Origin of the sequence: Streptomyces sp. NPDC091376 (assembly GCF_044757085.1) — a bacterium.
Taxonomy (GTDB): Bacteria; Actinomycetota; Actinomycetes; order Streptomycetales; family Streptomycetaceae; genus Streptomyces; species Streptomyces pratisoli.
On record NZ_JBIVUF010000007.1, the window covers coordinates 31,429 to 45,322 of the forward strand.

A 13,894-nucleotide genomic window follows, 5' to 3' on the forward strand; every position below is an offset into this window, starting at 1 on the left:
GTACGGGGGAGAGCCGGGCGGACCGGAAGACGGCACGGTCGCCCCCACCCACCACGGCACAAGGGTGCTCGACCACAGGAGGCAAAGTGAACGGCGATCGGGACGAGATCCGCGGGGACTGGAGCGTGCCCGTCGACGATCAGTCCGACGCGGAGCCCGCGGAGCTGACGGGTGAGTTCACCATCGACTACACCCCGCCTGCCTGGTACACGCAGAATGCGTCAGGAGATTCGGCGGGGGGCCCGGCCACGCAGGGAGGGACCCCTCCGCCGCCGTCCGGAGCGCCGGTCGCCGTGCCCGGACTGCCTCCGGGCAGTGGCTTCGAGCCGAACTGGCCGCCCGTGACGCCTGCACCCGCGCAGGCCCAGACGCCCGAGCAGTCGTCCGTGCCCGCTCAGCCGCCGGTACCGGCGCCCGAGGCCGCGCCGGTCGCCCCGGTTGATCCGATAGCCCCCGCGCCTGTCGCCGCTTCGGCCGATACGGGCGGCGGCGCTCCTCAGCCGTTCGGCGGCGGGGACATCGAGAGCGGCGCGACGATGCGGTTCTCCCCCGCCGCGCTGAAGCGCGAGATCGCGGAGAGGGAGGCGGCCGCAGCGGCGGAGGCCGAGGCCAACGCTGACTCCGCCTCCGACCCCGCTCCCGACGCCCGCCTCGACGCCGACGAGGCCGCGGGTGAGGCCGCGGGTGAGAGGGCGGTCGGGGCCGACACCCCCGTGGCCGCCGCTGCGGAGGCGACGGCCGGGGCCCAGGACACGGACAGCGATACCGGTGCAGCACACGAGGACAGCACCGACGAGCCGGCCGTCGTCGAACCCGCCGACGTCGCACCCGGCGATTCCGCCCCGCAGGACTCCGCTCCGCAGGACTCCGCCCCGGTCGTCGCGTCCGGGGAAACCGCCCCGAGCGCGCAGGGCGCGGGCCTGCCCCCGCTGCCGCCCGCGTTCCAGCCGGCCGCGCCGACGGCGGCGCCCCAGTGGCCCGTGCAGGCACAGCAGGCCGACCAGCCCGCGATGCCGGCACAACAGCAGCCGCAGCAGCCGCAAGCGCAGCCCACTTGGCCCGCGCACACCGCGGGCGTCGGCCCTCAGCAGGGTGGCTACGGCTTCCCGCAGCCGGGCGCGGAGAACTCCAACCTCCCCGCCCAGCAGGGTGGCTACGGCTTCCCCCAGCCCGGTGCCGAGAACCCCAACCTCCCCGCCCAGCAGGGTGGCTACGGCTTCCCCCAGCCCCAGCAGCCCCAGCACCTGCCGGCCCATCAGCCGCAGGCCCACCAGCCCGGCGCTCCCCTGCCGCCCGCCGTGCCGGGTCCCAACCCGCAGCCGGTGCACGGCGGTTACGGCTTCCCGCAGGCGCAGCAGCCCGGTGTGCCCGCCCAGCAGACTCCCCAGGTTCCACAGACCCCGCACACGCCCCACCAGCCACACGCGCCGCAGACACCGCAGCCTCCGCACCAGCCCCAGGTCCAGCAGCCTCCGGCCGCTCCCGTCGACCCGCGGACCGGTGCGGCCTGGCCCACGCCCGTCGCGCACGACCAGCGTGAGCGTTCCGTGCCGGGTGCCCCGCTCGGCTACACCGCGGCCGTCGAGCTCTCCTCCGACCGCCTGCTGCGCAACAACAAGCAGAAGGCCAAATCGAGTCGCAACCCCTCCGGTGCCGCCGCCCGTTTCAAGCTCGGCGGCAAGAAGGAGGAGGCCGAGCGGCAGCGCAAGCTCGAACTGATCCGTACGCCGGTGCTTTCGTGCTACCGCATCGCGGTGATCAGCCTCAAGGGCGGCGTCGGCAAGACGACGACCACCACCGCGCTCGGCGCCACCCTGGCCACCGAGCGCCAGGACAAGATCCTGGCCATCGACGCCAACCCGGACGCGGGCACGCTCGGGCGACGGGTGCGGCGCGAGACCGGCGCGACCATCCGCGACCTGGTCCAGGCGATCCCGTACCTCAACTCGTACATGGACATCCGCCGGTTCACCTCGCAGGCGCCCTCCGGTCTGGAGATCATCGCCAATGACGTGGATCCGGCCGTCTCGACGACGTTCAACGACGAGGACTACCGGCGTGCGATCGAGGTGCTGGGCAAGCAGTACCCGGTCATCCTCACCGACTCCGGCACCGGCCTCCTCTACAGCGCGATGCGCGGTGTGCTGGACCTCGCCGACCAGCTGATCATCATCTCCACACCGTCCGTGGACGGCGCGAGCAGCGCAAGCACCACGCTCGACTGGCTCTCCGCACACGGCTACGCGGATCTGGTGCAGCGCTCGATCACGGTGATCTCCGGTGTCCGCGAGACCGGCAAGATGATCAAGGTCGAGGACATCGTGCAGCACTTCGAGACCCGCTGCCGCGGTGTCGTGGTCGTGCCGTTCGACGAGCACCTGTCGGCGGGCGCCGAGGTCGACCTGGACATGATGCGGCCGAAGACCCGTGAGGCCTACTTCAATCTGTCCGCGATGGTCGCCGAGGACTTCGTGCGGGCCCAGCAGGCCCAGGGGCTGTGGACCTCCGGCGGTCAGGGGCACCAGCCCCCGCACATGGCGCCGCCGATGCCGCACCAGCCGTACGCGGCCCAGCCCCAGCCGGGCCAGCCGCAGCCGGGCCAGCCCTATCCGCCGAACCCGCACCAGCCGCCGCACGCAGGACAGCCGCCCCAGGCCGGTCAGCAGCCGCAGGGCGGGCCGCCCCCGTACGGCGGGCAGCAGCCCTACGGTGGACAGCAGCCGTACGGCGGGCCCGTCCCGGGCGCGCAGCAGCAGTGGCACCATTCGCTGCCTCCCCAGGCGCCGTCCGCGCCGAGCCCAGCCGGGCAGCCCCCGGCGCAGCCGGGGCCGTTCCCGGGCCCGCCCGCCCAGCCTCCGGCACAGGCCCAGATCCCCGGCCAGCCCGGTCCGCACGGCGAGCAGCCCGGCCGGCCCGAACTCCCGGGTCCTGTTCCGCCCGCCGGATACGGCTACCCGCAGCAGCAGCCGCAACAGCCCCCGCAGGCACCGCCGGCTCCTCAGCAGTAGGGCTTCAGCGGTTCAGACCAATGAGGGCCCGCGCCGTGTTCCACGGTGCGGGCCCTTCGGCGTTCTCGCAGTCCACAACGGATTTGACGCGGCATCACAGGATCGTTGACTCGTCTGGACCACGCTGATAGACCTTCGCATCACCAGTTGGCGCCCAGAAGATCCACGTGCCGCCTCCAAGCGAGTTACGACGCGAGGTCAACGTCCTATGATCACAACGGCTCCGCACCTCACCCGTCGGCCGAAGGGCCTGCCCCGGCCGCGTCGCGTTCTCCGGCTGCTGGTCGCCTCCGGCATCGCGGCCTCAGCCCTCGCCGTCGTACCGCCTCATCCGCAGGCGTCGGCCGATGCCCGGGCGGTCATGACCGAAGCGGACGGCAAGGACGGCAAGGACGGCAAGGACGGCGCGGACAACGTCCTGACCGTCGCCGTCTCGCAGAGCGTGGACTCCCTCAGTCCGTTCCTGGCGCAGCGGCTGGTCTCCACCAGCGTCCACCGCCTCGTCTACGAGTACCTGACGAACTACGACGCCAAGGACGCGCGCCCGATTCCCGGCCTCGCCACCACCTGGACGCCGTCCGCGGACAAGCTGACGTGGACGTACACGATCCGCAAGGACTCCACCTGGTCCGACGGCAGGCCGGTGACGTCGGCCGACGCCGCCTGGACGTTCAACAAGATGATGACGGACCCGAACGCCGCCACCGCCAACGGCAGCTTCACCGCCAACTTCCGGAAGGTCACCGCCCCGGACCCCGAGACGCTGGTCATCGAGCTGAAGAAGCCCCAGGCGAACATGACCGCGCTCGATGTGCCGATCGTCCCCAAGCACGTCTGGGAGAAGGTCGGCGACTTCTCGAAGTTCAACAACGACAAGCAGTTCCCGGTCGTCGGCAACGGCCCGTTCGTCCTCACCGACTTCAAGGTCGACCAGTACATCAGGCTGAGGCCCAACAAGACCTTCTGGCGCGGCGCACCGAAGTTCGACGAGCTGGTGTTCAGGTACTACAAGGACGGCGACGCGGCGGTCGCCGCGCTGCGCAAGGGCGAGGTCTCCTTCGTCCCCAACCTCACCCCGGCCCAGGCCGCGTCGCTGGAGAACGCCGAGAACATCAAGGTCAACGACGCACCCGGCCGGCGCTTCTTCGCCCTCGCCACCAACCCGGGCGCCCGGGCCAGGAACGGCGGACGATTCGGCAGCGGCCATCCGGCGCTCCTCGACCCGGTGGTGCGGAAGGCTCTGTTCCATGCGGTCGACCGCAAGACCATCGTCGAGAAGGTCTTCCAGGGCCACGCCGTGGAGGGCGAGGGCTACATCCCGCCGCGCTTCGGCCCGTACTTCTGGAAACCGGACACCGCCCGGCGGATCGCGTACGACCCGGCGATGGCGGCCGCACTGCTCGACCGGGCCGGATACCGGAAGAACAGCAGTGGAAAGCGCGTCGGCAAGGACGGCAAGGCCCTGGACTTCCGCATCCTCTGCCACGCCACCGACCCCAACGACAAGGCGATCGGCAAGTACCTCCAGGAATGGTGGGGCGCGCTCGGCGTCGGGCTGAAGGTCGACTGCCTCGACAACGTCTCCGACCCCTGGCTCAAGGGCGACTACGACCTGGCGTTCGACGGCTGGTCCGTCAATCCCGACCCGGACTTCGTCCTGTCCATCCACACCTGCTCCGCACTCCCCGCCACCCCCCGGGACACCGGGGCGACGGACAACTTCATCTGCGACAAGCAGTTCGACGAGCTGTACGCGCAGCAGGCCGTCGAGTACGACGCGACCAGGCGGAGCGCTCTGGTCAAGCAGATGCAGTCCCGGCTGTACGACACCGGATTCATGAACGTGATGGCCTATCCGAACGCGCTGGAGGCCTACCGCACGGACCAGATCAAGTCCATCACGACGATGCCCGAGGCGGCCGGCAATCTGTACGGCCAGGACGGCTACTGGAGCTGGTGGTCGGCGGAACCGGCCGCGGCCGGCGGCTCGTCGTCCGGCGGCGGCGGTTCGTCCGCCGCCGTGGCCATCGGCATCGGGGTGTCGGTCGTCCTGGTCATAGCGGTCGGTGTCATCACCAGTCGGCGACGCCGCGCCTCCGCGGACGACCGTGAGTAGCCGATGAGCGGCACGGCAAGCACGGAGACGGCCCCGGCCGCGACGACCGCGGCCGGGGTACCGGGGTCCCCGGAGGCGCGTGCCGACCGGCGCGATGGTGCGACGGCCTCGGCGTACCCGGCGTATGTGGCCGGCAAGCTGGCGGGTGCGGTCGTGTCGCTGTTCGCCGTGCTCGTCACCAGCTTCTTCCTCTTCCGGATCATCCCGGGCGATCCGGTCAAGGCCATGACCCACGGCATGCCCACGAGCGCGGAGCAACTGGCCACGCTGCGCCGCCAGTTCGGCCTCGATCTGCCGATGTGGCGGCAGTTCACCGACTACTGCGCGGGCGCGCTCACCGGCGACCTGGGCATGTCGTACCAGTTCCGCGCCCCCGTCGGAGAGCTCATCGCGCAGAAGCTGCCCGCGACGCTGCTGCTCACGGGCGTGGCCGTGGTGATCTACTCGGCGCTCGGGCTGTGGCTCGGTACGCGTTCGGCGTGGCGGCACGGCGGAACGGGCGACCGGCTCCACACCGGGGTGGCGCTGACGCTGTGGTCGGTGCCGTCGTTCTGGCTCGGACTGTTGCTGATCATCACCTTCTCGGTGGGCGTCGGCCCGATCCCCGGCATGTTCCCGACCGGGGGTATGGAGTCGGGGGACGCGACGGGTCTCGCGTACGTCCTCGATGTCGCCCACCACATGGTGCTGCCGGTGCTCACGCTGGTCGCCGTCGGCTATGCCCAGACGCTGCTGGTGATGCGTTCCTCCCTGCTGGACGAGATGGGCAGCGACTATCTGACGACGGCGCGGGCGAAGGGGCTGCGGGACGATGCCGTGCGGCGCCGGCACGCCGTACCGAACGCGCTGCTGCCCACGGTCACGATGGTCTTCATCAATCTCGGCCATGTGGCCGCCGGGTCGATCCTCGTCGAGACCGTCTTCTCCTGGCCCGGCCTCGGCGGGCTGTTCTACCAGGCGCTGAGCGTGCCCGATCTGCCGCTGGTGCAGGGGCTGTTCGTGGTCTTCGCGGGCGCGATGATCCTGATGAACCTGCTCGCCGATCTGCTGTATCCGATGCTGGACCCGAGGGTGGGCCGATGACTCTCACCTGGACACGTCGCCGTGCCTCCGCCGTACGGTTCTGGCGCGCGTACCGTACGCACCGCGCGGGCGTCGCCGGACTCGGCGGGCTCGCGCTGCTCGCCCTGATCGCGTTCGCCGCACCGCTGCTCGTCGGCAGCGAGGTGCAGAGCGTCACCCATGCCCCGGGCGGGGCGCTGGAGTCGCCGAGCGGAGCATTCCCGCTCGGCACCGACCAGTTCGGGCGCTCGCTGCTCGGGTTGCTGGTGTGGGGCGCGCGGATCTCGCTCACCGTGGGGCTGCTCGCGGCGGTGCTGTCGGTGGCCATCGGGACACTCGTAGGGATCGTGGCCGGTCACTACGGTGGCTGGTTCGCCACGGTCGTCATGCGGATCACCGACTGGTTCCTGGTGATGCCGACGCTGGTGCTCGCGATCGTGCTAGCGACGGTGATGTCGCGGAGCGTGTGGACGGTGATCCTGGCGATCGGCGTCACGACCTGGCCGACGACGGCGCGGCTGGTGAGGGCCCAGACGATCGCGGTCGAGTCCCGCCCGTACATCGAGCGGGCCAAGGCGCTCGGAGGAGGGCACCGGCACGTCATGGCCCGCCATGTGCTGCCCAATGTGATGCCGCTGGTCCTCGCTCAGACGACGCTCGGCATCTCCACCGCGATCCTGACGGAGGCGACGCTGGCGTTCCTCGGCCTCGGCGACCCGTCGGTGGTGTCATGGGGCGGCATGCTCCAGGACGCCCGGGAGGCGGGTGCCGTGTCGTCCGGGCACTGGTGGTATCTGGCCCCGCCGGGGATCGCCGTGGCGCTGGTCGCGCTGGCGTTCACGCTGTGCGGACGGGCGATCGAGTCCGTGCTCAACCCGAAGCTGGGGGTGGGGCGTTGAGTCTGCTGGAGGTCAGGGACCTGCGGGTGACGTACGGGTCGGGGGCGTGTGCCGTCCCGGCCGTTCGGGGTGTCGATCTGGCGCTCGGCCCGGGGCAGAAACTCGGTGTCGCGGGCGAGTCGGGGTGCGGGAAGTCGACGCTGGCGCTGGCGCTGCTGCGGCTGCTGCCCGTGTCGGCGCGGCTGTCGGGCGAGATCCGCCTCGACGGCGAGGACGTCCTCACCATGTCCTGGGGGCGGCTGCGGGCCGTGCGCTGGGCGGGGGCGTCGATCGTCTTCCAGGGGGCGATGCACTCGCTCAACGCGGTGCACCGGATCGGGGAGCAGATCGCGGAGCCGCTGCTCGTGCACGGGCGGGCGACGCCGGGTGCGGCGAAACGGCGGGCCGGGGAGCTGCTGGAGCAGGTGGGGCTGCCGGCCTCGCGCGCGGCGGCGTATCCGCACGAGCTGTCCGGCGGGCAGCGGCAGCGCGTGATGATCGCGATGGCGCTGGCCTGTGATCCGCGGCTGCTCGTGGCCGACGAGCCGACGACGGCACTGGACGTGATGATCCAGGCGCAGATTCTGCGGCTGATCGAGCAGTTGGTCGCCGCGCAGGACATCAGCCTGCTGATGATCAGCCACGATCTGGCGGTGCTGGCCGACACCTGCGACCGGCTCGCGGTGATGTACGCGGGACGGGTGGTCGAGGAGGGGCCCGCGCGGGCCGTGTACGACGCGGCGGAGCACCCGTACGGACGGGCGCTGTCGGCGGCGTTCCCCCGCATCGGGGACCCTGCCTCGCGCCGGGCGCCTCAGGGGCTGCCCGGTGACCCGCCCGACCCGTCGGCGCTGCCGAGGGGCTGTACGTTCCATCCGCGCTGCCCCGTGGCGCTGGACGCCTGTGCGCGGGACGAGCAGGAGCTGCGCGAGGCAGGACCGGGCCGGCAGGCCGCGTGCGTCCATGCCGGGGCGGCGGTGCAGGCATGACGAGCGTCGAGGAGTCCCCCGTGACCGCGGCTTCCCTGCTGGCGGCGGCCGGCCTGCGTGTGACCTTCCCCGGACGAAGGGGCGCGCCGGCGGCCCGCGCCGTCGACGGCATCGATCTCGACATCGGCTCCGGTGAGATCGTCGCGCTCGTCGGCGAGTCGGGCTGCGGCAAGACGTCCCTCGCGCGGACGCTGCTCGGGCTGGTCGAACCGGCGGCGGGGCGCGTGACGTTCGGCGGGGCGCCGCTGTCGTACGGGTCGAGGGCCCTGAAGGCGTACCGCAGACGCGTCCAGCTGGTGCTCCAGGACCCCAGCGGGTCGCTCAATCCCCGGCACACCGTGTACGAGGCGGTGGCGGAGGGCCTGCGGATCCACGGGTACGGGGGCGACGAGCGCGCCGCGGTCGCGGAGGCGCTCTCGCGGGCCGGGCTCCGGCCGCCGGAGCGGTTCTTCCTGCGCTATCCGCACGAGCTGTCCGGAGGCCAGCGGCAGCGTGTGGTCATCGCGGGCGCGCTCGTCCTGGAGCCCGAACTCATCGTCGCCGACGAGCCGGTGGCCTCGCTGGACGCCTCCGTCCGGGGCGAGATCCTGGCGCTGCTGCTGCGGCTGCGCGACGAACTGGGGCTCTCCGCACTGGTGGTGACCCACGATCTGGGCCTGGCGTGGAACATCGCGGACCGGGTCGCCGTGATGTACCTGGGCCGGATCGTGGAGACGGGGCCGGTGGAGGACGTCCTGACGGCGCCGCGGCATCCGTACACGCGGGCGCTGCTCTCCGTCCTCCCCGAGTCCGCCGGTCCTGCGGTGGTCCTCACCGGGGAGCCCCCGGACCCGTCCCGGATCCCTGCGGGCTGCCGCTTCCACGCACGCTGTCAGATCCTGGCGTCGGGCGAGGCGGAGACGACGGGCGTCGCCGACCGCTGCCGCACCGAGGACCTGCCGGTCCTGCCGGGTTCGGGCCCGGCCGCGGTGGCCTGCCACTGGGCGGCGCCTCGGGTACGCGGCGCCTGAGTCCGTCAGGTGCACGGCGCCCGGATCCTGTCCGGGCCCTGGCGCGGGCCCGCCGCAGAGGTTACGCGTCGTACTCCGTCGTCAGTTCGCGTGCGCGCTTCACATCGTCCGCGATGGCGTCCAGCAGGGCCTCGACGGACTCGAACTTGGCCATGCCGCGCACGTACGCGAGGAAGTCGACGGCCACGTGGAGCCCGTACAGGTCGAGGCCGACGCGGTCGATCGCATACGCCTCGACGGTCCGCTCCGTGCCGTCGAACTGTGGGTTCGTGCCGACCGAGATCGCGGCGGGCATCCGCTCGCCGTCGGCGGTGAGCCAGCCGGCGTAGACGCCGTCCGCGGGGATCGCGGTGTGCGGGAGGGTCTCGACGTTCGCCGTCGGATAGCCCAGCTCACGGCCGCGCTGGGCACCGCGGACGACCACGCCCTCGACGCGGTGCGGACGGCCGAGGATCTCCGCCGCCCCCTCGACGTCGCCCTCGGCGATCAGGCGCCGGGTCAGGGTGGAGGAGAAGGGCTCGCCGCCGCCCGCCTCACCGCGGACGTACAGGTCGACGACCTCGACCTCGTAGTCGTACGTCCGGCCGAGGTCGGCCAGGAACTCGACGTTGCCGGCCGCCTTGTGGCCGAAGCGGAAGTTCGGTCCCTCGATCACGGCGCGGGCGTGGAGCTTGTCCACCAGCACCTTCACGATGAAGTCCGCGGGCGACAGCTTCGAGAACTCCGAGGTGAACGGGAGGATCAGCACCGCGTCGACACCCAGCTCCGCCATCAGCTCCGCGCGCCGGTGGTGCGGGGCGAGCAGCGGCGGGTGGCTGCCGGGGCGCACGACCTCGCTGGGGTGCGGGTCGAAGGTGACCACGACCGACGGGACGCCCAGTTCGCGAGCCCGCTCCACGGCCTGCCCGATGATCAGCTGGTGGCCCCGGTGCACACCGTCGTAGGAACCGATGGTGACGACGCTGCGCCCCCAGTCCTGGGGGATGTCCTCCAAGCCACGCCAGCGCTGCACTGTGACCGCTCCTCGCCCAACCCGAATCGAACCTGTGTACGTCATGATGCGTCTTACGCAGGTCTAAGACTGCCATGCCCACGGTCCTCCGTCGGCATCGGCACCGGCCTGCCCAGCGCCTCCAGGGTCCGGCGCGTGCTCGGGCCGACCAACGCCGCCCACTCCTGCGACGCCTCGGCCTGCCAGGTCACGACCTGAGCGGCGAAGCCGGGCACCCGGTGGGCCAGCTCGACCAGGCGGCGGTCGAAGCGGTTCGCGCCCTCGAGCGTACGGACGAACAGGACGCCGGTGCGGTGGACCAGCTCGCGGGTCCGGGCGTCCGCGCACCGGCCGGAGCCGAGTGCCGCGGCCTCGAGCAACGCGTCCAGGACCGCCAGGTTCCCGCTCTCGTGCCGCTCGTGCTCCAGCAGCACGTCGAGCAGCCCGGCCCGCAGCGGCTCGGAGGCCCGGGAGACCGGGGGCGCCGCGAGCACGCCGGCCAGCGCGCCCCGTACCTCCACGGGCCGTCCCCGCAGCAGGTCCATGACGAGGGGGACGAGCACGGCACGGGCGGCCGGGCCGTGTTCCAGCCGGCGCTCGACGAAGGCCGCGGCGCCCGCCGCCGCACCGGGCCGCAGGCCGGCGTGCTCGGCCACGAGCACGGCGGCGCGGCGGGCCAGCGCGGGCGTGCCGAACTCGGCCAGCGCCCGCAGGACCTCGCCCGCACCGTCGCCGGGGCCCGCACGGTCTCCGGAGCCCGGTGCGGCGCCCGGCCCGTCTCCCGGCCCGTCCTCCGGCCCGTCGGCGGCCTCGCGCAGCCTGGCGCGGAACGCCGCGAACACGGGCTCCGGATGGGTCGACGCCGCGCCGGCGAGGACGTCCGCGGTCAGCCCCCGGTCCCCGCGGCGGTACGCGGCCAGCGCCCGCCCGAGGTAGCGGGCCCTGGTGCGCGGGTCCCGTACGAGGAGCGCGAGCGCGGCGCCGTGCAGTGCGGTGTCGGCCGGCCGGGCCAGCAGCGCCAGCGCGGCGAACCGCAACAGGTCCCGGTCGGTCCCACCGGTGACCCGGACGGCGACGGCCGGACCGTACGTGGCCGCGGCGAGACGACGGCCGGGCCGGCTGTCGTCGTGCGCCCAGCGGTCGACGGCCCGGCAGACGGCGGACGGCTCGTCCTCCACGAGAGCGGCCAGCAGCTCCGCCGCGCGGGGATGGGCGGTGCTGACGAGCGCCTCGCACAGATCGTCCACCGACCGTCCGCGATGGGTGTGGAGCAGCGCCTGAGCGGCTCCGGCGACGGTGGGCCGCATCGCGGCTCCCGGCCCCGCCGGCAGGGGCCGGTCATCGGTGAACCAGCGGCAGAGCAGCGGCTGTACGTCCCGGGGCGAGCGGGCCAGCTCCTCCGCGACCGCGTCGAGGAAGCGTGGCGGGGAGCCGCCCGGCGCGGTCCCGGCGGCACTCTGCGGAGCACCGTCCGCCGGGACGAGGCGGCGGAAGAGATCCATCCGCTCGGCCTCGCCGACGCGCAGCCGCTGCCAGAACCAGGGCCCGAACTCCCCCAGTCCGCCCAGGTTCCGTGGTCCGCCCCCGCGCAGGGAACGGCGGGTGACGCGGTCCGCGAGGGTGCGCAGGACGCCGAGGTACGCGCGCGGCGCGGGGACACGCAGCAGCGTCTCCCGGAGCAGCCCGCACGCCCACCAGCGCGCGTCGTCCGACAAAGGCTCCCTCTCGTCGAACGCCTCGTCGAACGCCTCGTCCAGCGCCTCGATCAGGGCCGTCAGCCGCGGCCCCAGCGCGGACGGCCCGGAGCGGCGGTCGATGAGCAGCAGGGCCTGGACCGCGGTACCGATAAGGTGCCGCGGCGGCGTGGGCGCGACGTCTTCCGCCGCGTCCGGTCCCGCATGGCCGAGCAGTGGGCGCAGTACCCCGTCCACGTCGAGGTGCGCCGCCTGGAGCCACCGCGCGAACTCCTCGTGCGCGAAGCGGTATCCGGCGCCCGCGCGGACCAGCAGGCCCTCGCCCAGGACCGCGGACGCCCAGCCCGTCCGCCAGGGGAACAACTCCCCGAAGGTCTCCCGGTCGAGCCCTCCCTCCCCCGGGCCGAGAGACCGTCTCGCGGCCTCGTGCACCTGCCCCGAGACGCGCGCCGCGAGCCGCCGCACCGCTGTCGCCCGCGGCTCGGGCCGTGCCGCCGCCGCGATCCGGGCCGCCGCGCGCAGGCACACCAGATCCAGGTACGCACCGAAGATCTCGTCCCGGGACGGCCTCCCCGGTACGTCACCCGGCAGTGCCTCACGGACCTCGGCGAGCAGCCGCAGCGCCAGCGGATGGCGGGCGTCGGCGCCGGTCAGGGCTCCGGGCGGCAGTCCGTACCGGACGCGGGCGTCCTCCGCCTCCTGCTCGGTGAGCGCGGCGAGACGCACCACCGGGCGGTGAGCCGCGGTCCGCGGACGGAGCGCCCCGGGCTGCTCCCCGTACCCGGACCGTTCCCAGTGGTCGTGTCCGGAGGCGATCACGAGCCGTACGTCGTTCTCACGGAGCCAGCGCATCGTCCGCGCCGTCCATGCGCGCAGTCGGCCGGCGAGGGCGGCCGGCATCTCCTCGGGACCGTCGAGCAGAACGAACAGCGGGCGCCCGGCTTCCCGCGCGACGCGCGCCACTTCCCCGGGACCGGCCTCCCAGCCGGCGCCGGGAACGGCCTGCGGGCCACGGCGCTGGGCCATGACACCGGCGACGATACGGCCCGACCGGCCGAGCGTACGAGCGACGGCGTCCGCGAGGGAGGCGTCGCCCTCGCGCAGGTCGGCGCCGCGCAGCCAGAGGCTGACGGCCGGCTCCGGGGCCCGGGCGCGACGGGCGGCGAGGGCGGTGAGTTCGGTCGTGCGGCCGGTTCCGGCGTCTCCCGTCAGCCCGAGGACGAGTGCTCCGGACTCCTCGAAGGCCTCGAACTCCTCGATGACGGCGGGACGTTCGACCGGGTCGGTGCGGACGCCGGTGCTCCCGGCCGGACTTGCCGGACCGAGGGAGACGGCGGCGAGCCGCAGCGCGCCCGCGACATTGAGGTCGTCCCCGAACCCGGGAACCGTCGCCGCGTTGCGCCGCAGCAGTTCGGCGAGCGGCCCGGCGGGATCACGCGCCGCGGCCGCTCGCAGCGGTACGGCGAATCCGGCCGCCGGATGCCCCGTGTGCAGCGCGGTGCCGAGCACCGCCACGACGGAACCGGTCGTGGCGTCCAGCACGGGTCCGCCCGTGGCCGTGCCGCCGGGCCGCAGGGCGTCGCTCCCGTCCGCGCCGATCGCCAGTTCCAGGGCGTCGTCGAGGAGATGGAAGCGGTCGGCGGCGGTGTAGGTGGCCCGGGCCGCGCCGAGGACCCGGGCCTCGCGCCAGCCACCCGCGGGGACGCGTACGTAGGCGCCGCTGTCCACCGTGTCCCGTACGGTCACCGGCAGCGGCCGTACGTCGAGCCCTTCGGTACGGATGAGCGCGAGATCCGCCTCCGGAACCGGCACGACGGCATCGCCACCGGCAAGGCGCACGACACCGTCGCCCGGTGGACGCACCATGACCCTGTCGAGCCCGTCGACGGCTTCATGGCTGGTGACGACCGTGCCCCGGTCGTCCGCGACGAACCCGGTCCCACGCGGCCGGCCCGCCGGATCACAGATACGAACCAACGTCGCCAGGTCCCCGCGTCCCATGGCCCGACGGTAGGCCGGTGTTGATCACCAGGAGAAGACCGCCGGGCGAACGCGCCCCCCAGTGCCCCCTCGGTGCACTCCGAGCGCCTGCCCGATGGGGTGAATCCGCACGGCGATGCGGATAGACACCCTGCGAGGGGGATCG

At 73.2% G+C, this 13,894-nt stretch carries 8 protein-coding genes; 6 read left to right on the plus strand and 2 right to left on the minus strand.

Annotation, left to right across the window (positions count from 1 at the left end; translation table 11 throughout):
- Positions 1-86: 86 nt before the first annotated feature.
- The 6 genes from ACIQMR_RS16575 (at position 87) to ACIQMR_RS16600 (ending at position 9,063) form a co-directional block, all read left to right on the plus strand.
- Positions 87-3,008 (plus strand): SCO5717 family growth-regulating ATPase, encoded by a 2,922-nt coding sequence (locus ACIQMR_RS16575; protein WP_401387001.1) that lies wholly within the window; start codon positions 87-89, stop codon positions 3,006-3,008.
- A gap of 208 nt (positions 3,009-3,216) precedes the next feature.
- Complete coding sequence (locus tag ACIQMR_RS16580) at positions 3,217-5,124, plus strand: ABC transporter substrate-binding protein (protein ID WP_401387004.1); 1,908 nt, start codon at positions 3,217-3,219, stop codon at positions 5,122-5,124.
- 3 nt (positions 5,125-5,127) lie between these two features.
- Positions 5,128-6,207, plus strand: a complete 1,080-nt coding sequence (locus ACIQMR_RS16585; RefSeq protein ID WP_401387007.1) for an ABC transporter permease — start codon at positions 5,128-5,130, stop codon at positions 6,205-6,207.
- Positions 6,204-7,085, plus strand: a complete 882-nt coding sequence (locus tag ACIQMR_RS16590; protein WP_401387010.1) for an ABC transporter permease — start codon at positions 6,204-6,206, stop codon at positions 7,083-7,085. The genes ACIQMR_RS16585 and ACIQMR_RS16590 overlap by 4 nt, the downstream gene beginning before the upstream one ends.
- Positions 7,082-8,053: an ABC transporter ATP-binding protein gene (locus ACIQMR_RS16595; protein ID WP_401387013.1), complete on the plus strand. Its 972-nt coding sequence runs from the start codon at positions 7,082-7,084 to the stop codon at positions 8,051-8,053. The genes ACIQMR_RS16590 and ACIQMR_RS16595 overlap by 4 nt, the downstream gene beginning before the upstream one ends.
- Positions 8,050-9,063, plus strand: a complete 1,014-nt coding sequence (locus tag ACIQMR_RS16600; protein ID WP_401387016.1) for an ABC transporter ATP-binding protein — start codon at positions 8,050-8,052, stop codon at positions 9,061-9,063. The genes ACIQMR_RS16595 and ACIQMR_RS16600 overlap by 4 nt, the downstream gene beginning before the upstream one ends.
- A gap of 61 nt (positions 9,064-9,124) precedes the next feature.
- Here the strand turns inward: ACIQMR_RS16600 and ACIQMR_RS16605 are convergent, their stop codons facing one another.
- Entirely contained in the window at positions 9,125-10,075 is a 951-nt protein-coding gene (locus ACIQMR_RS16605) for a bifunctional riboflavin kinase/FAD synthetase (RefSeq protein WP_401387019.1), read from the minus strand.
- A 53-nt stretch (positions 10,076-10,128) separates the two neighbouring features.
- Positions 10,129-13,749: a trypsin-like peptidase domain-containing protein gene (locus ACIQMR_RS16610; RefSeq protein ID WP_401387022.1), complete on the minus strand. Its 3,621-nt coding sequence runs from the start codon at positions 13,747-13,749 to the stop codon at positions 10,129-10,131.
- Positions 13,750-13,894: the final 145 nt, after the last annotated feature.

What these genes read in the sequence shown, in the direction of transcription:
- ACIQMR_RS16590 (WP_401387010.1), top strand. Translation starts at nt 6,204, where the DNA reads ATGACTCTCACCTGGACACGTCGCCGTGCCTCCGCCGTACGGTTCTGG.
- ACIQMR_RS16580 (WP_401387004.1), top strand. Translation starts at nt 3,217, where the DNA reads ATGATCACAACGGCTCCGCACCTCACCCGTCGGCCGAAGGGCCTGCCC.
- ACIQMR_RS16600 (WP_401387016.1), top strand. Translation starts at nt 8,050, where the DNA reads ATGACGAGCGTCGAGGAGTCCCCCGTGACCGCGGCTTCCCTGCTGGCG.
- ACIQMR_RS16585 (WP_401387007.1), top strand. Translation starts at nt 5,128, where the DNA reads ATGAGCGGCACGGCAAGCACGGAGACGGCCCCGGCCGCGACGACCGCG.
- ACIQMR_RS16610 (WP_401387022.1), bottom strand. Translation starts at nt 13,749, where the DNA reads ATGGGACGCGGGGACCTGGCGACGTTGGTTCGTATCTGTGATCCGGCG.